This window comes from Kineococcus sp. TRM81007 (assembly GCF_022669155.1).
GTDB lineage: Bacteria > Actinomycetota > Actinomycetes > Actinomycetales > Kineococcaceae > Kineococcus.
On sequence record NZ_JALBVB010000053.1, the window covers coordinates 1 to 16,947 of the forward strand.

Sequence of the window (16,947 nt, forward strand, 5' to 3'; positions counted from 1 at the left end):
GCGCAGCTAGCGGCTCGTGCGAACGGTGACGAGGAAGTCGGTGCTGTCCGAGGTGATCACCTCGCCGGTCCAGGGGTCTTCCAGGTGCCCGTCGTCCTCGGGGTCGAAGCCGCGCAGGGCGCTGCCGCTGGGCACGCGGAGGATCGGCCGGCTCGCTCCTGCGTCCTGGACGACGTGGATGTCGCTGACTCGTCCCTTCACCCGCTCGCTGGTCCCGCGGTCGTGGTGGCTCTCGATCAGTCGCACCCGGCCGTCCGGCTCCACGTGGTGGATGCAGTCGAAGGTGACGACGTCGTCGCGTTCGATGGCGGCCCCGCAGCACTCGTGCTCCCGGTCACCCGCTTCGACGACGATGTCCACGGTGAGGATCGTGTCAGCTGGTGGCTGGTCGAGCGGCACCAGTTGCGCGAGTCGGGTGCCGCGGCCGCCTCTGGTGACCGCTCGCAGATCAGCACGAGCGTGCGTCCCGTCGCTCCGCGAGGACGGTGACGAACCCCCGCGCGGTGCTGCGTCGATCGCGCGTCGTCGAGGACATCGGGAGGGTCCGGTGATCGCTGTGACGCGGCTGGTGGACCCAGCACGTGAGCAGCCCACGGGATCCGGGTGTGCGCCGGGCACGGTGGTGCGGTCAGCCGCTGGGACGGCCGATCGCACCCGTCAGATGCCGGCGCTGGGGCGCCCCGGGTCCACGTTGACCCACAGATCCCCCTCCGGCTCGTCCGTGCGAGGCGCCGGGGAGTCGTCCTCCGGCCACCGGCCGGCGCCCTCCCAGCTGTCCACCCCGAGCAGCGACTGCTCCCCCGGGGCGCTGGCGGAACTGTCGTCGGCGGGCTTGCGCCTCATCTCGTCCAGCCACGACATGCTGACCTCCGCTTCGCTGCAGGAGCACCGCTCGAACTTCGACACTACCGCTGCCACGTGCTCACCGGCACGAGCGCGGGTCGCCGGCCGCGGTCGAGCCCAGCGGGGTGGTGCACGGCGTTCGGCGCGCCACGTCCCGGGCGGCCAGGAGCCGGTCCGAGCGGGTCTCGATCACGTGCTGCGCGGACTCGTCGGCACCCACCTCCGCCTCGGCCGATGCCTTCCTCGCGCGACACCCCCGGCGATGACGCTCTGGCTACGGTGGGTGCATGGGAGCACTGCGACCGTGGCACGTCTTCGCGTTCTCCGTGATCACCGCGGTGGTCGTCGTGGCGGTGATCGCCCTGGTGGTGGTCCGCAGCGGACGCAAGTGACCACCCGGCCGGCGGTGCGCGTGCGCGCCTCCGGGTCGGGGCCCGAGCGGATCCGCCCCGAGGTCGCCGGGTGAGCGCCTGTGCCCTGTGGCAGCGTGGGCGCATGGCCAACCGCCTGCAGCACTCCCGCAGCCCGTACCTGCAGCAGCACCGCGACAACCCGGTCGACTGGTGGGAGTGGGGCCCGGACGCGTTCGCCGAGGCGCGCCGGCGCGACGTGCCCGTCCTCGTCTCCACCGGGTACGCCGCCTGCCACTGGTGCCACGTCATGGCCCACGAGTCCTTCGAGGACCCGGACACGGCCGCGCAGATGAACGAGCGGTTCGTGTGCGTGAAGGTGGACCGCGAGGAACGACCCGACGTCGACGCCGTCCACATGTCCGCCACCACCGCGCTCACCGGGCAGGGCGGCTGGCCGATGACGACGTTCTGCACCCCCGACGGGGAGATCTTCTTCGCGGGCACGTACTTCCCGCCGCGCCCGCACCCGCAGGTGCCCTCCTTCCCCCAGGTCCTCGCCGCCGTCACCGACGCCTGGGTGAACCGGCGCGAGGAGGTCCTCGGCTCCAGCGCCCGCATCGCGCAGGCCCTGGGTTCCGCTGCCGCCCCTTCCGGCGGCGCCCCGCCCACCGAGGACGAACTCACCGCCGCCGTCGCCGCCCTCGCGCGCGAGGAGGACACCGTGCACGGCGGGTTCGGCGGCGCCCCGAAGTTCCCGCCGTCGATGGTCGTGGAGTTCCTGCTGCGCCACGCCGCCCGCACCGGCTCCGGAACCGCTGCAGGGCTGGCGGAACGCACCCTGACGGCCATGGCGCGCAGCGGGATGTGCGACCAGGTCGCCGGGGGTTTCGCCCGCTACGCCGTGGACGCCTCCTGGGTCGTGCCGCACTTCGAGAAGATGCTCTACGACAACGCGCTGCTGGCCCGCGCCTACCTGCACTCCTGGCGCGCCACCGGGAACACCGAGCACCGCCGCGTCGCCGAGCAGGCGTGCGAGTGGATCGTCACCGGCCTGGGGACGCCCGAGGGCGCGTTCGCCGCCTCGCTGGACGCCGACACCCCCGTCCTGGACGCCGACGGGCGCGTGCGCGCCGTCGAGGGCGCCACCTACGTGTGGACGCCCGGCGACCTCGTGGAGGTCCTCGGCATCGACGACGGTCCCTGGGCCACCGAACTGCTCGGCGTCACCGAGGCGGGCACCTTCGAGCACGGCACCTCCACCGCCCGCCTGACCCGCGCCCTCGACGGCGAGGACCTGGACCGCTGGCTGCGGGTGCGCGAACGCCTGGCCGCCGCCCGCGCCGACCGCCCCCAGCCCACCCGCGACGACAAGGTCGTCCTCGCCTGGAACGGGCTCGCGGTCGCAGCGCTCGCCGAGACCGGCGCGCTGCTGGCCCGCCCGGACCTGCTGCTCGCGGCCCGCACCGCCGCGGAGTTCCTCGTGCGCGTGCACCGGGTCGACGGCCGCTGGCGGCGGGTGTCCCGGGACGGCGTGGTGGGTGAGCCGGCAGCCGTGCTGGAGGACCTCGGCGACCTCGCCGAGGGACTGCTGGCCCTGCACGCCGCGACCGGGGAGCACCGCTGGGCCTCGGTGGCGCGCGAGGTGTGCGAGGAGGTCCTGGCCGAGTTCGCCGCCGACGGCGGCGGGTTCCACGACGTCGCCGCCCACGCGGTCGATCCCGCCCTGCACGCCGCGCGCGCCGGCGCCGAACGTCCCTCCGACCCCTCCGACGGCGCCACCCCCTCCGGGTGGACGGCCGCTGCCGGAGCGCTGCTGTCGGTGGGGGCGCTGACGGGGGAGTCCCGGTTCACCGACGCGGCCGTGGGCTCCCTCGGCGTGGTGGCGGCGCTCGCGGAGCAGGCGCCGCGCTTCGCCGGTTGGGGCCTCGCGGTCGCCGAGGCGCTGCGCGACGGGCCCCGCGAGGTCGCCGTCCTCGGCGAGCCCGGTGACCCGGCCGCCGCGGAGCTGCACCGCACCGCCCTGGCCGGCACCGCGCCGGGCCTCGTCGTGGCTCGCGGGGTACCGGGTGAGACCGAGCCGCCGCTGCTGGCCGAGCGCGGCCTCGTCGGCGGCCGGGCCGCCGCGTACGTGTGCCGGGGGCAGGTGTGCGACGCGCCCACCGTCGACGTCGCCGCCCTGGGCGCCGCTGTGGGGGCCCGCCTGCCCTGATCCCTACCGCGTGGTCGACGCGCTGGGTCGCCCTGGGGTGGGGCGGTGGCCCGCCCCCGGGCGCGTCAGCCGTGCTGCGCGGTCGCGATCGCGATGGCGGTGAAGTGGGACGCGAAGCCGAGCACGGTGCAGGCGTGGAACACCTCGTGGAAGCCGAACCAGCGCGGGTCCGGGTTCGGGCGCTTGAGCGCGTAGACGAGCGCGCCGGCGGAGTAGAACAACCCGCCGGCCACGACGAGCGCCGCCACGGAGCGGCCGCCGCCGTGCGCGAAGTCGCCCAGGTGGCCCACCGCGACCCAGCCCAGCGCCACGTACACCGGCGTGTAGAGCCAGCGGGGCGCGCTGAGCCAGAGCACGCGGAAGGCCACCCCCGCCGCGGCGCCCGCCCACACCAGCGTCAGCAGCGACCGGGCCTCGCCCCGGGGCATCGTCGTCACGGCGAGCGGTGTGTAGGTGCCGGCGATGATGAGGAAGATGTTGCTGTGGTCCAGCCGCCGCAGCACCGACGCCGCACGCGGTGACCACGTCCCGCGGTGGTAGACGGCGCTGGTGCCGAACAGCAGGGCGGCCGTGCCGGTGAAGACGCCCGCCGCCGCGCGCGCGGCGGCGGTGGGGGCCAGCGCCACCAGCGCGCCCCCCGCCACGACGGCGGCCGGGAAGGTGCAGGCGTGCAGCCAGCCGCGCAGCCGGGGCTTCGCCGGGGCCTTCAGCGCAGTGGGGAAGACCGTCATGGCCCGACCGTACGCTACGGGACCGTAGGTTCGGTGTGCGGCGGTCGAGGGGTGTGCGGCGATCGCGGCCGGTGCCCGGGGCCACGGGTATACCGTGAGCGCCGATGGCCCTCCGGGATCTCCTCTACCGCGCGTACGGGCGGCGACTGGAACGGTCGCTGGACCCGGACGTGCTGCCGCGCCACGTCGGGATCATCCTCGACGGCAACCGGCGCTGGGCCAAGGCGTTCGGAGCGCCCAGCGCGCACGGTCACCGCGCCGGCGCCGACAAGGTCGTCGAGTTCATGGGCTGGTGCGACGACGAGGGCATCGAGGTCGTCACCCTGTACCTGCTCTCCACCGACAACCTGCACCGGCCGCAGGAGGAGCTGGCGCCGCTCATCGGGATCGTCGAGGACTGCGTGGCGCGCCTGGCCGCGGCGCGGCGCTGGCGCATCCACGCCGTGGGAGCGCTGGACCTGCTGCCGGTGGCCACGGCGGGGCGGCTGCGCGAGCTGGAACGGGTCACCGCGGACATCGACGGCGCGGTCGTGAACGTGGCGATCGGCTACGGCGGCCGGCAGGAGATCGCGGACGCGGTGCGCTCGCTGCTGCGCGAGCACGCCGTCGCCGGCACGCCGATCGAGGAGCTGGCGGACGTGCTCACCGTGGACCACATCGCCGCGCACCTGTACACCAAGGGGCAGCCGGACCCGGACCTGGTGATCCGCACCTCCGGCGAGCAGCGGCTGTCCGGGTTCCTGCTGTGGCAGAGCGCGCACACCGAGCTGTACTTCTGCGAGGTGCTGTGGCCGGACTTCCGCAAGGTCGACTTCCTGCGGGCGCTGCGCTCCTACGCGGCCCGCGAGCGCCGCTTCGGCGCCTGAGCCGGCGCGGTCGCGCGCGGCCTCCCCGGGCCGTCGCCGGGCCGTCGCCCGGACGTCACCGGATGCTCACCCGGACGGCCGTGCCCGTGGGCGTGTTCGGCCCACCGCGCGACGGGTGCGGGGCTAGCGTCGTGCGTGACGGGTGGCGCCCGCCGCCTGTCCGGGAGGTCGCCGTGCGCGCTGTCCAGCTCAGCGGGGAGGCCCGGTCCCGGGTCGCCCGCGCGGTGTCCCGCAGGTCCCGGTCCGCCGCTGCTGCAGGGGGCCCGGGCGCGTTCGCCGCGGGCCCCGGAAACGGGAGACGTCCGTGGTCACCACCCCCAGCCCCGCGCGCCGCACGTTCGTGCTGGACACCTCCGTCCTGCTGTCCGACCCCGCCGCCCTGAACCGCTTCGCCGAGCACGACGTCGTCCTGCCGCTGGTCGTCGTCAGCGAGCTGGAGGGCAAGCGCCACCACCCGGAGCTGGGCTTCTTCGCCCGTGAGTCGCTGCGCCGCCTGGACGACCTGCGGGTGCAGCACGGGCGGCTGGACCGCCCCGTCCCGGTGGGGGAGCAGGGCGGCACGCTGCGCGTGGAGCTGAACCACTCCGACGCCACGTCGCTGCCGTCGTCGCTGCGCGCCGGCCCGCTGGCCACGGCCGGGGACACCCGCATCCTGGCGGTCGCGCGCAACCTGGCCGACGAGGGCCACGACGTGACGGTGGTCTCCAAGGACGTGCCGCTGCGGGTGAAGGCGTCGGCGGTGGGCCTGGCGGCCGACGAGTACCGCGCGGAGCTGGCCCCGGACTCGGGCTGGACGGGTGTGGCGGAGCTGACGGCGACGGCCGAGGAGGTCTCCGCCCTGTACGAGGCGGGGGCGCTGGAGCACGCCGAGGCGCGCGAGCTGCCGGTCAACACGGGCGTGGTGCTGTCCTCCCCGCGCGGGCACGCGCTGGGGCGGGTGGGCGCCGACAAGCAGCTGCTGCTCGTGAAGGGCGACCGGGAGGCGTTCGGGGTGCGGGGCCGCTCGGCGGAGCAGCGCATCGCGCTGGACGCCCTGCTGGACCCGGCCGTGAGCATCGTCTCGCTCGGCGGGCGCGCGGGGACGGGGAAGTCGGCGCTCGCGCTGTGCGCGGGGCTGGAGGCGGTGATGGAGCGCCGCGAGCAGCGCAAGGTGGTGGTCTTCCGGCCGCTGTACGCGGTGGGCGGGCAGGAGCTGGGCTACCTGCCGGGCACCGAGGCGGAGAAGATGGGGCCGTGGGGCCAGGCGGTCTTCGACACGCTGGAGGCGCTGGTGGCCCCGTCGGTCCTGGACGAGGTCGTGGACCGCGGGATGCTCGAGGTGCTGCCGCTGACGCACATCCGGGGCCGCTCGCTGCACGACGCCTACGTGATCGTCGACGAGGCGCAGTCGCTGGAGCGCAACGTGCTGTTGACGGTGCTCTCGCGCATCGGGCAGGGCTCGAAGGTGGTCCTCACGCACGACGTGGCGCAGCGCGACAACCTGCGGGTGGGCCGGCACGACGGGGTGGCCGCGGTCGTGGAGGCCCTCAAGGGGCACCCGTTGTTCGCGCACGTGACGCTGACGCGCTCGGAGCGCTCGCCGGTGGCTGCCCTGGTCACCGAGCTCCTGAACGACTTCGGAGCGTGATCATCGAGATCGGCTGAGTGGTCGTCGAGGCGGCTGGGGGGTCTTCTGCCCGCTCCCCGGCCGCCTCAAACGCGTCATCGTGGCACTGAAGGCGTGAGAAGCGCCACAAAAGTCGACAGAGTGTTGACGAGTTGTTGCTCCAGCGTGACGAAAACGATGATCGTGGCTTGCCTCACCGGTGCGTGCCGGGGCACCGTTCCCTGCCAGACAGCACCCCGCCGCTCCCGCCCGGCACCCACCGGGCGGTGCGCCGAGCACCGGCCCGCCGCTCCCGCGGCCCGCCGCGGTGCCGCCCGGGCCCACGGCCGCCGCTCTCCCCGCGAGGAGGGCGACGGCAGCCCGCCGGCGGGGTGGAGACGACTCGACCGGGCGTGGGCCGGCGACCGAGGGAAGGCCCGGCTTGCCGACGACCGCCCAGAACCACTCCCCGCACGACCCCTCGCAGGACCGTCCGGCCGGCCGCGCCAGCGGCGCGCGCCGCTGGCGCCTCGCCGCCCCGGCCGCCCTCGCCGTCGGCGCCGTCGTCCTCGGCGGTGCGGTCCTGACCGGTGGCCCCGCGCCCGAGGCGGAGGCGGCCGTGCCTGACCACGTCCTCGCCGCCGTCAGCGCGGAGCTGCGCAGCGCCCGCTCCGCCGCGTGGTTCGACGCCCGTGAGCTGCGCGCCGCCGCCGACGCCCGCGTCGAGGCCGAGCGCATCGCCGCCGAGGAGGCCCGCCTGGCCGCCGAGGCCGAGGCCGTCCGCCTGGCGGAGGAGGCCCGCCTCGCCGCCGAGGCCGAGGCCGCCCGCAGCGCGCAGCGCGACCCGAAGCCCATCGCCCGGCAGATGGCCGCCGAGCGCGGCTGGGGCGAGGGGCAGTTCTCCTGCCTGGACTCGCTGTGGACCAAGGAGAGCGGCTGGAAGTGGAACGCCGACAACCCCACCTCCAGCGCGTACGGCATCCCGCAGTCGCTGCCCGGCAGCAAGATGGCCACCGCGGGCGCCGACTGGGAGACCAACCCGGTCACCCAGATCGCCTGGGGGCTGGACTACATCGACCGCAGCTACGGCACCCCGTGCGCCGCGTGGTCGCACTCGCAGTCGCACAACTGGTACTGAGGGCGGGGGGGCCGGACCGCCCGCGGGCGGCCCGGCCCGCTCACACCTCCAGGCCGCCGCAGGGGCACCCCAGCGCCGAGCACAGCGCCGCGCGCAGCTCGTGCGGCCCGCTCGCCGGCCGCGCGTAGGACGCCCGCAGCACCCGGGTGCCGGTGTCGGCGGTGACGAGCACGTCGAGGCCGTAGCGGTCCAGGCCGACGACGGAGACCTCCCGGGTGCGCACGGCCTCCTCGGGGGGCAGTTCCCGCAGGACCCAGCCGACCAGCGCGTCGCGGTGCTCGGTCTCCAGGTGGGTCACGGCGCCGTCCTCGTCGGGGTAGAAGGGGTCGGCGGTCGCCACCGCCACGGCGTCCTCGTCCAGCAGGTGCACGCCCTCCGAGGTGGTCACGCGCACCTCGCCCACCTCCAGGCGCCACAGGGTGCGCGTGCTGCCCACGTCCAGCAGCGCGCCCAGCGGGTGCACCGCGGCGGCGGACTGCGCCGCCTCCCGCTGCGCGCGGGCGTCGAGGGCCTGCACCCACCCCGTCGTGCACAGCCGGGCCCGCGGCAGCGCCGCCTGCCCCGGCGGCACGTCCAGCACGTCCAGCACCACCGGGAGCCCGCTCGCGCCCGGTGCGCCGGCCGCCTCGGCGGTCAGCTCCCGCAGCCGCTCGTGCAGCGGCTCGTCGGTGCCCACCAGCAGCAGCAGTCCGCCGGCGGCGTCCGTCAGGTGCCGCACGCGGTGCTGGTCCGTGCGCCCCGCCCGGGCGCCGGTCGCGTGCCCCGCCGGGCCGTGGTGCGGGCAGGTGCCGGCCGTGCCGGTGCGCGGCAGGTGCAGCGTCCCGGGCACGGTGCCCTCGGCCAGCGTCCGGGCCCACTGCGCGGGCGTGGTGCGTCGCGGCAGCGGAGGCGGTGTCGGGGGCACCTGCCCGCAGGCCGTAGAGTTGGACCCGGTGCGCTCCGAATGCTCGCCCGGTGCCGTGGTCCACCTGGTCACGTGTGCCTCCTCGGAGCGCGATCGTCCTGACCCTCCGGCACCAGCCGTGTCGAGTCCGCTCGACTGAGGTCAGGCTTACCTTACGATCAGGAGGTCGAATGAACAACGCGCGTCCCAAGGTGCGCATCAGCCGCGCCCTGGGGGTGGCCCTCACCCCGAAGGCCGCCCGCTACATGGACCGCCGCCCGTACCCGCCGGGCATGCACGGCCGCAAGCAGAAGAAGGCGTCGGACTACGCCACGCAGCTGCGCGAGAAGCAGCGCCTGCGCTACCAGTACGACATCAGCGAGACGCAGCTGCGCCGCGCCTACGACCTGGCCAAGCGCAAGCCGGGCAAGACGGGCCAGAACCTCGTCCAGCTCCTGGAGACCCGCCTCGACGCGGTCGTGTGGCGCGCCGGCTTCGCCCGCACCATCTACCAGGCCCGCCAGATGGTCGTGCACCGCCACATCGACGTCGACGGCCGTCGCGTGGACCGCCCGTCCTACCGCCTGCAGCCCGGCCAGGTGATCTCGGTCTCCGCCCGCAGCAAGGCCAAGACCCCGTTCATCGTGGCCGCCGAGGGTGGCTGGAGCGACAACGAGATCCCCGGCTGGCTGGACGTCGCCCGCCAGGACCTCACCGCCCGCGTGCAGGCCCTGCCCGTGCGCGAGCAGATCCCGGTGACCTGCGACGAGCAGCTCGTCGTCGAGTACTACTCGCGCTGACGCGTCCCGCTCACCAGCACGGAGGGCGCTCACCCCGCACGGGGTGGGCGCCCTCCGTCGTCCCCGGGCCCCTCAGGGCAGGGCGTGCCCGGCCAGCGCCAGGTTCTGGATCGCCGCCAGGGAGAACTGCGCCGCGTCGTTCGTGGACAGCGTGCGCGCCTCGTCCACGGGCGCCAGCACCTCCGGCGGTTCCAGCCGGCGCCGGGTGAACGCCTCCGCGCGCAGGAACTCCCCGCCGCGCTCGAACTCCTCCCACGCCCGCCGCGCCAGCGCCACGTCGCCCGTGCGCGCCGCCGCGTACGCCGTCAGCCGGCTGTGCGCCTGCTCCAGGTGCGTGCCCTCCAGCGGGGCGCCCACCTCGGCGGCCTGCTCGGCGGCGGGCGCGTTGAACAGGCGGCAGTAGCGCAGCCAGGCCGCCTCGAACGCCGCGCCCACCTCCGTGCCCTCGGTGAGGTCCACCAGTTCGCTGGCGATCTCCACCAGGCCGAACACCGCCGACAGGTGCGACACCGAGACCCGGTCGCGCGCGGTGTCGAAGCGGCCGCGGTCCAGGTCGTACAGCGCCTCACCGGTGAGGAAACCCTGCGGCAGGGCGGCGATGTCGGCCATCGTGCCCAGCAGGCGGTCCCGCGAGCGCTGCGACCCGGTGCGCTCCCAGTCGGCCAGCCAGGTCGCGGCCAGCGACCCCCAGTCCGTTCCCAGGCCCACCGCCAGCGCCTCGCGCCGCGGGGCGTACGTGGCGGCGTCCTGGCGGACCTTGCGGGTCGGGTCCAGCGCCAGGAACGTGGTGTCGGAGTCCACCAGTTCCGCCATCAGGTCGCCGGTGTGCTCGTCGGCCGTCAGGTGGTGCAGGAACCGGCGGTACGCCGGGTTGGAGATGCGCAACTGCTTGGCGCTGCAGCCGAAGTGCTGCACGTTGTGCCGCGAGCCGAGGCCCGCCCAGCGGCCCAGGTGGTAGACGTCCACGTCGCCCGTGTGGCGGGTCATGGCGCGCGCCATGCGGAAGACGTCCGCACGGCCGGTGCGCAGGAAGCTGGTCCACAACCACAGGTCCGGCGACAGCTCGGAGTTGTCCCACGCGTACCCGCCCACGTCGTAGCGCCACACGTGCCGGTCGGCGTCGTAGGCGTGCATGACGTCGCCGTGGTTCCAGAACCCGTACCAGCGGCGCTGCTCCACCTGGTCGAGGTAGAAGTCCAGCAGGAAGTCCAGCCGGTCCTCCAGCGCGGCCCGCGCCGGCGTCGAGCGGTCCACCGGCGCCCAGTCCCCGAACACCCCCGCCGCGTGCAGCGCGGCGGGGGTGGCCGCCAGCTGCGGGGGAGCTCCCGCCACGCGGGCGTCGTCCGCCACCCGCTGCACCGAGGGGGTGCCCGGGTGCGCGGTGAACGTCAGCTCCGAGGTGCGGCCGGTGCCGTGCGCGTCCGCGAACCCCTCCTCGAAGTCCTCGTACGTGATCTCCAGCGCCTCCAGCTGCGAGGCGTGGTCCGGGGTGGAGGCGCCGTCGTTGTAGGCGCGCAGGTCCATGGGCACGGCGTCCGGCGACCACAGCCACGCCGTCAGCGTCGCCTCGTCCTCACCGGCCCGCCCCGCCGCGCCCGTGACGTCCAGGCCGGCCGGGTGCGACTGCCAGAAGTCCGCAACGGCCACGGCCAGCGCACCGGCGGGGTCGCCCAGGCACACGTACCCGGCCGCGCGGGTACCGGCCGCCGCCCCCACCCAGCCGCGGTCCGGTCCGAGGCGCTTGGCGATGTCGAACCCGTCCGCGGTGCGCTGGCGCAGCCGGTACTGCGACCAGGCCGGCACGTGGTGCAGCAGGGCCGGCACCGGGTCCGCCCAGGTCCGCACCGGCGGCGTCGCCCGGCCCTCGAGCTGAGCGGTGCGCACCGCCTCGCCCGGGTCGCGGCGCAGCCCGGTGACCCCGCGAACCGCCTCGCGGAAGACCCCGCCCTCGGCGCTCGCGAAGCGCACGTGCCGGTCGTGCGGCTCGGCGCGCAGCGGCACGTCCACCCGCACGCCCAGGGCGGCCAGGAAGTCGCGCTCGCCGTCGCCGTCGAAGACGAAGGAGTGCACCACACCCACGCTGCGCGCGCCGGCGTGCACGACCAGGCGCACCGTGAACGGCAACCAGGTGCGCTCGGCGCCGGCCGGGTCCGTGCCCCGGTGGTTCCCGCGCAGCCGCAGCACGGCGCGCACCGGGCCGCGCTGCTCGACGGCCACCTCCTCCACCGCGCCGTCGAAGGCCGTGCGCTCGTGCCCGGCGGGGTCGGCGGCCAGCTCGCTGACCAGCCGCGCCCCCCTGGCCACCACGGTGCCGTCCAGCTCCAGCGACTCGAACAGCGCCGGACCGCGGCGGGCCACCCGCAGCAGCAGCCCCCCGGCGTCGACGAGGACCCGCTCGCCGTCCTCGCTCACGCGCACCACCGGTGCCCCGGCGTCGTGCAGCGGGTCGGGTGCGCCGGGGGCGACGAGCACCCGGTACGCGGGGGAGGGGGCCGCCGTCGCCGGCAGCGCCACCCCGCTCCACTTGGTGGTGCCGTCCGGCCAGGTGGCCAGCGGCCAGAACTGCGCCGGGACCCCCGCCCCCGCGGCGTCCACGACGCGCAGGCCCTCCGCGCCCCGCACCAGGCCCCGCGGCAGCGGGACGCCCAGGGTCGCCCCGCCGGGCAGGCCGCCCGGTGCGTCCTCGTCGATCCAGCGCAGCGGCACCTCGTGCACCGCCCCGCCACCCGCCTCGTCACCCGCCGCTGCGGCCGGAACCGTCGTGGTCACCTCGTCCAGGCTCACGCCTGCTCCACCTCCAGGTCGCTCCAGCGCGCCACCAGCGGCGCCATCTGCCGGAACCCGATGCGCCCGGCACCGGCGGCCGGGCCGGTGGACCCGTCGTCGGACCAGCGCAGCAGTTCCAGCCCGTCGATCGAGAACCTCACCCGCGGGCCGTCCTTGACCAGCTCCAGCCGGTAGGGGCCGTCCGCGTCGTCGTGCGGGGGCAGCGGGTCCGCGCCCTGGGCGACGAGGTGGAACCCCGGCGCCTTGCGCAGGTTGCACGTCAGGAACCGCCGCTCGCTCGCCCACTTGCGCCGGTAGAACGACACGTGCACCGCCCGCACATCCGAGGAGTGGTACTGCGGGTACAGGCCCGCGCGAGGGGCCAGGGCGGGGGAGAAGAGGTCCTCCCCGCCGGTGCCGGCGGCTCCGGCGAACACCATCGCCAGGCCCTCGCCCGACAGCGGGGTGAAACCCACCGAGAGGCGCACCGAGTCCCCGAACACCTGCGGGCACCAGAACGTGAAGTGCGAGGAGTCGGCGTCGGGGTCGGTGGCCGAGCTGGTCAGGACGGTCCCGTCGGGGCCGGGGTCGGCGACCACGGGCCCCTCGGCCACCCAGCCCGCGAGGTCCCCGGTGCTGCGCAGCGGGTTGCGGTACGTCCTGCCGGTCGTGGTCGTGCTCGTGTGCGTCGTCGTGCTCGTGCTCGTGGTGCTCACGATCCCTTCCCGTCGAGGACGGCGGGCAGCGCGCGCGCCACGTAGGCCGCGACACCGCGCGCACCGCGGTGGCTGAAGTGCGTGTCGTCGGCCAGGCCGTCGGGCCAGCACGGGTGCTCGCCGGGGGCCAGGTGCACGAACAGCTTCGTCGAGCGCTGCGGGCCCAGCTGGTCGTACCACCAGGAGGTGAAGACCTCCAGGTCCACCAGCGGCACCGCCTCGCGGGCGGCCAGCTCGCGCACCGCGGCGGGGTACTCGCCCAGCGTGGGCTCGAGCACCGCACCGGTGAACCGGCGCCGCGCCACGGAGGTGCACAGCACCGGCCGGGCCCCGGCGTCCCGCACCTCGGCGACGAACGCCGCCAGGTTCGCGTCGTACCCGCCGCGGGCGTCCAGCTCCCCGGGCCTCTTCTGGTCGTTGTGCCCGAACTGCAGCACGACCACGTCGCCCTCGACCGTGCGTGACAGCAGCTCCGCCCAGTGCCCCTCCTGGCGGAAGGACGCCGTGCTCGCCCCGGCGACGGCGAGGTTGCGCACCGCCCAGCCGGACGCCTGCCCCAGGTGGGCGCCCCACCCGGACATCGGCTCCTCGGTGGCCGGGCACGCGGCCACCGTCGAGTCGCCGGCCAGGTGCACGCGCAGCGGTCCCCGCTGAGGCGCGCTCACCCCTTCACCGACCCGATGAGCATGCCCTTGGCGAAGTGCTTCTGCAGCAGCGGGTAGAACAGCAGCACCGGCAGCGTCGCCACCGCGATGACGGCCAGCTTCATGCCCTGCTCCGGCGGGACGTAGTTCGGGTCGAGCTCGCCGGAGGCCATCTCGGCGCCGGCCGTCACCTGCCGCAGGAACACCTGCAGCGTCCACATGTCCGGGTCGTTCAGGTACAGCAGCGGCGACATGAAGTCGTTCCAGATGCCCACCGCGTAGAACAGCGTGAACGTCGCCAGGACCGGCTTGGACAGCGGCAGCACGATGCGCAGCAGCACGCCGACGTCGGTGGCGCCGTCGATGCGGGCCGACTCCTCCAGCTCCGGGGGCATCGCCTGGAAGAAGTTCTTGATGATGATCAGGCTGAACGGGTTGATCGCCATGGGCAGGACCAGCGCCCAGTAGGTGTTCAGCAGCCCCAGCTCCCGCACGATGAGGAACGTGGGGATCATGCCGGCGGAGAAGACGAGGGTGACGACCACCATGCCCAGCACGAGGTTGCGCCCCGGCAGGGACTTCTTCGCCAGCGGGTACGCCATCGTCACCGTCAGCAGGAGCTGGATCGCGGTGCCCACCACGGTCACGAGGACCGTGGTGATCATGGCGCGGACGAACGCGGGGGAGGAGAGGATGGAGCGGTAGGACTCCAGCGTCCACTCCTCGGGCCACACGAAGAACGCGCGGCGGGACAGCTCCGCCTCCGTCGCGAACGAGCCGGCCATCACGTACAGGAACGGCAGGACCGCGACGAGGCCGATGACGCTGAGCACGACGACGTTCGCGACGTCGAACGCACGGCCGGCCGGGGTGTTGAAGCGGTAGGGCTCACGGGCCATCAGAAGATCCCCGATCCGTCGAGCTTCTTGGCGAGGCGGTCGGCGCCGAGCACCAGGACCACGCCGACGATGGCCTTGAACAGCCCGACGGCGGTGGAGTAGCTGTAGGCGCCCTGGGTGATGCCGACGAAGTAGACGTAGGTGTCGAAGACGTCGGCGACGCTGCGGTTCAGCGCGTTGGTCATGAGGTAGATCTGCTCGAAACCGGTGTTGAGGATCTGCCCGATGGCCAGCACCAGCATGATGACGATCGTGCCGCGGATGGACGGCAGCGTCACGTGCCAGACCCGCTGGAAGCGGCCGGCCCCGTCGACGATCGCGGCCTCGTACTGCTCCTGGTCGACCGTGGCCAGCGCGGCCAGGAAGATGATGGTGCCCCAGCCGGTGTTCTTCCACACCTCCTGCGAGACGATGATCGCCCGGAACCACCCCGGATCGGTGAGCGGTGTGACCTCCGAGCCCGTCACCGTCTGGATCAGCTGCAGCAGCGGGCCGGCGTCGACCGACAGCAGCAGGTAGGTCAGGGACGCGACCACCGTCCAGGACAGGAAGTGCGGGATGTAGACCAGCGTCTGCACCGTGCGCTTGAGCAGGTTCAGCCGCAGCTCGTTGAGCAGCAGCGCCATGACGATCGTCAGCGGGAACGCCACGCACAGGTTCAGCAGCGCCAGGACGAGGGTGTTGACCAGCAGCCGGGCGAAGTCCGGGTTGGTGAAGAAGTCCGTGAAGTGCGCCAGGCCGACCCACGGGCTGTCCGTGATGCCGAGGAACGGCACGTAGTCCTTGAAGGCGATGACCGCCCCGCCCATCGGGGCGTAGCGGAACACCAGGAAGTACGCCACACCCGGCAGCAGGAGCAGGTACAGCCAGGAGTTCCGGCGGACCCGGGCGGCCACCCGCCGCGAGGGGTCGGGGCCACGGACCCCGACCGCCTCGCGGACGCCCCTGGTGGGGGGCGGCTGGATCGCCGTCACGAGTTCTCCTGGTCCAGCTGGTTGATCTCGGCGATGATCTGGTCACCACCGCTGGTGCGCCAGCGCTCGATGGCGTCCTGCAGGGCGGCCTTGTCGATCTGGCCGGCCAGGTACTGCAGGCGGGCGTCGGAGACGATGTTGTCCAGCTGGGCACCCTTGAGGACGTAGGTCTCCGAGACGTAGGGGGCGGCCTCGTCGAAGACGGCGTACTCCATGTCGGCCGCCTCGATGGCCCGGCGCTCGTCGTACTCGGTCTGCTCGTACTCGGTGGCCATCTTCGGGTCGTAGGCGACGTAGCCGGCGACGTTGGTGCCGAGCTGCGCCCAGCTCTGCACGGACTCGGTGAGGGCCTGCGCCTCGGGGGTGTCGATCGCCTCGGCCTTGCCGTCGACGACGGTGAAGTTCACCCCCTCGATGCCGTTGTTCTCGAGGATCTGCGCGTCCTTCGACGCCATCGTGTCGAGGAACTGCAGGACGTCGCGCAGCTGCTCCTCGGTGCGCACCTGGGACTTCGGGATCACCAGGAAGCCGCTGTAGCCGGTGGTGGGGTGCGCGTGCATCTCGCCGTCGGGCCCGACGAGGTTGCCGGTGGAGTCCACGAAGTTCTGGAAGTTCTCGGGGTCCTGCTGCTTGAAGAGCTTGCGGATCACCTCGGCGCGGGAGTGGACGTCGACGATGATGCCGCCCTTGCCCTGGAAGAAGGGATCGTTCCAGGAGGCGGAGTCCAGGGTCGCGTAGTCGGGGTTGACCCAGCCGTTGTCGATGAGGCTCTTCTCGTAGTCCACCGCCTCGAGCCACTCGGAGGTGGTGAAGTTCGGCACGAGCTCGCCGTCCCGCTCGGTCCAGCCGTTGCCCGCGCCGAACCAGGTCGCCATGACGTCCCAGGGGCTGTTGCTGTTGATGCCACCGGGCCACTTGGGGACGATCAGGCCGGAGGTGTCGTCCACGCCGTTGCCGTCGGGGTCGTCCTCGGTGAAGGCGCGGGCGACGTTCGCCAGGTCCTCGGTGGTCTTCGGCATCTGCAGGCCCAGCTTGTCGAGCCAGTCCTTGCGGACGATGACGCTGGTGCGCATGACGTCGCGGGCGCGGTAGATGCCGTACACGGTGCCGTTGACGCTGGCCGCCTCCTGCACCTCGGGGTTCTCCGTGGTGAGGTTCGGGTAGTCGCTGAGGATGTCGGTGAGGTCCCAGAAGGCGCCGGCCTCGGCGTTCTTCACGAAGCCGGGCGTCTTGCCCTGGATGACCATGACCGTGGGCACCTGGTCGCCGGCGAGGGTGACGTTCGTCTTGTCCTCGTAGGAGGAGTTCGGCACCCAGGTGACCTCGATCTGCTTGCCGGTCATCTCCTCCAGGCGCTTCTCGACCTCGTCGCCCTGCTGCGGCGGCTGCGCGCCGAGGAACGGCGCCTGGATGCTGATGGTGTCCAGCGCGGCGCCCTCACCGCCGGCGGCGTCGGAGGAGGAGCAGCCGGAGGCGACGAGCGCTGCGGCGGCGAGCGTCGCGGCGGCGGCGAGCGTGCGGGGGGTCCTGGGCACGGTGA

Annotated in this window: 15 protein-coding genes; 5 read left to right on the forward strand and 10 right to left on the reverse strand. The window is 74.1% G+C overall.

Going from position 1 to position 16,947, the window contains the following annotated elements:
• Positions 1–6: 6 nt before the first annotated feature.
• Together MN205_RS11540 and MN205_RS11545 are read right to left on the reverse strand one after the other, a co-directional pair.
• Positions 7–360: a hypothetical protein gene (locus MN205_RS11540; protein ID WP_242127359.1), complete on the reverse strand. Its 354-nt coding sequence runs from the start codon at positions 358–360 to the stop codon at positions 7–9.
• 297 nt (positions 361–657) lie between these two features.
• Entirely contained in the window at positions 658–918 is a 261-nt protein-coding gene (locus MN205_RS11545; protein ID WP_242127362.1) for a hypothetical protein, read from the reverse strand.
• A gap of 420 nt (positions 919–1,338) precedes the next feature.
• Here MN205_RS11545 and MN205_RS11550 point away from each other — a divergent pair, with 420 nt between their 5' ends.
• Positions 1,339–3,405: a thioredoxin domain-containing protein gene (locus MN205_RS11550; RefSeq protein ID WP_242127364.1), complete on the forward strand. Its 2,067-nt coding sequence runs from the start codon at positions 1,339–1,341 to the stop codon at positions 3,403–3,405.
• A gap of 65 nt (positions 3,406–3,470) precedes the next feature.
• Here MN205_RS11550 and MN205_RS11555 read toward each other — a convergent pair whose 3' ends face one another.
• Complete coding sequence (locus MN205_RS11555) at positions 3,471–4,136, reverse strand: hemolysin III family protein (RefSeq protein ID WP_242127366.1); 666 nt, start codon at positions 4,134–4,136, stop codon at positions 3,471–3,473.
• Positions 4,137–4,240: 104 nt separating this feature from the next.
• Between MN205_RS11555 and MN205_RS11560 the strand changes: the two genes are divergently transcribed.
• The 3 genes from MN205_RS11560 to MN205_RS11570 all read left to right on the forward strand — a co-directional run bounded on the left by MN205_RS11560 (position 4,241) and on the right by MN205_RS11570 (position 7,725).
• Entirely contained in the window at positions 4,241–5,002 is a 762-nt protein-coding gene (locus tag MN205_RS11560) for an isoprenyl transferase (RefSeq protein ID WP_242127367.1), read from the forward strand.
• Positions 5,003–5,306: 304 nt separating this feature from the next.
• Positions 5,307–6,629 carry a PhoH family protein gene (locus MN205_RS11565; protein WP_242127369.1) on the forward strand — a complete coding sequence of 441 codons (1,323 nt, stop codon included), beginning with the start codon at positions 5,307–5,309 and terminating at the stop codon, positions 6,627–6,629.
• 400 nt (positions 6,630–7,029) lie between these two features.
• Positions 7,030–7,725 carry a hypothetical protein gene (locus tag MN205_RS11570; RefSeq protein ID WP_242127372.1) on the forward strand — a complete coding sequence of 232 codons (696 nt, stop codon included), beginning with the start codon at positions 7,030–7,032 and terminating at the stop codon, positions 7,723–7,725.
• A gap of 40 nt (positions 7,726–7,765) precedes the next feature.
• Here MN205_RS11570 and MN205_RS21870 read toward each other — a convergent pair whose 3' ends face one another.
• Entirely contained in the window at positions 7,766–8,701 is a 936-nt protein-coding gene (locus MN205_RS21870) for a DUF2470 domain-containing protein (protein WP_242127374.1), read from the reverse strand.
• Positions 8,702–8,799: 98 nt separating this feature from the next.
• Here MN205_RS21870 and rpsD point away from each other — a divergent pair, with 98 nt between their 5' ends.
• Complete coding sequence (rpsD, locus tag MN205_RS11580; RefSeq protein ID WP_242127376.1) at positions 8,800–9,408, forward strand: 30S ribosomal protein S4; 609 nt, start codon at positions 8,800–8,802, stop codon at positions 9,406–9,408.
• A 72-nt stretch (positions 9,409–9,480) separates the two neighbouring features.
• Here the strand turns inward: rpsD and MN205_RS11585 are convergent, their stop codons facing one another.
• The 6 genes from MN205_RS11585 to MN205_RS11610 form a co-directional block, all read right to left on the reverse strand.
• A complete protein-coding gene (locus tag MN205_RS11585; protein WP_242127378.1) occupies positions 9,481–12,192 on the reverse strand; it encodes a hypothetical protein in 2,712 nt (903 codons plus the stop codon).
• On the reverse strand, positions 12,189–12,890 hold the full coding sequence (locus MN205_RS11590) for a DUF1961 family protein (protein ID WP_242127383.1): 702 nt from the start codon (positions 12,888–12,890) through the stop codon (positions 12,189–12,191). Before MN205_RS11590 ends, MN205_RS11585 begins: the two co-directional genes overlap by 4 nt.
• Entirely contained in the window at positions 12,887–13,555 is a 669-nt protein-coding gene (locus MN205_RS11595; protein WP_242127385.1) for a rhamnogalacturonan acetylesterase, read from the reverse strand. Before MN205_RS11595 ends, MN205_RS11590 begins: the two co-directional genes overlap by 4 nt.
• On the reverse strand, positions 13,552–14,433 hold the full coding sequence (locus tag MN205_RS11600; protein ID WP_242127387.1) for a carbohydrate ABC transporter permease: 882 nt from the start codon (positions 14,431–14,433) through the stop codon (positions 13,552–13,554). Before MN205_RS11600 ends, MN205_RS11595 begins: the two co-directional genes overlap by 4 nt.
• Positions 14,433–15,329 (reverse strand): ABC transporter permease subunit, encoded by an 897-nt coding sequence (locus MN205_RS11605; RefSeq protein WP_242738455.1) that lies wholly within the window; start codon positions 15,327–15,329, stop codon positions 14,433–14,435. Before MN205_RS11605 ends, MN205_RS11600 begins: the two co-directional genes overlap by 1 nt.
• A 74-nt stretch (positions 15,330–15,403) precedes the next feature.
• Positions 15,404–16,942 carry an extracellular solute-binding protein gene (locus MN205_RS11610; RefSeq protein WP_242127391.1) on the reverse strand — a complete coding sequence of 513 codons (1,539 nt, stop codon included), beginning with the start codon at positions 16,940–16,942 and terminating at the stop codon, positions 15,404–15,406.
• Positions 16,943–16,947: the final 5 nt, after the last annotated feature.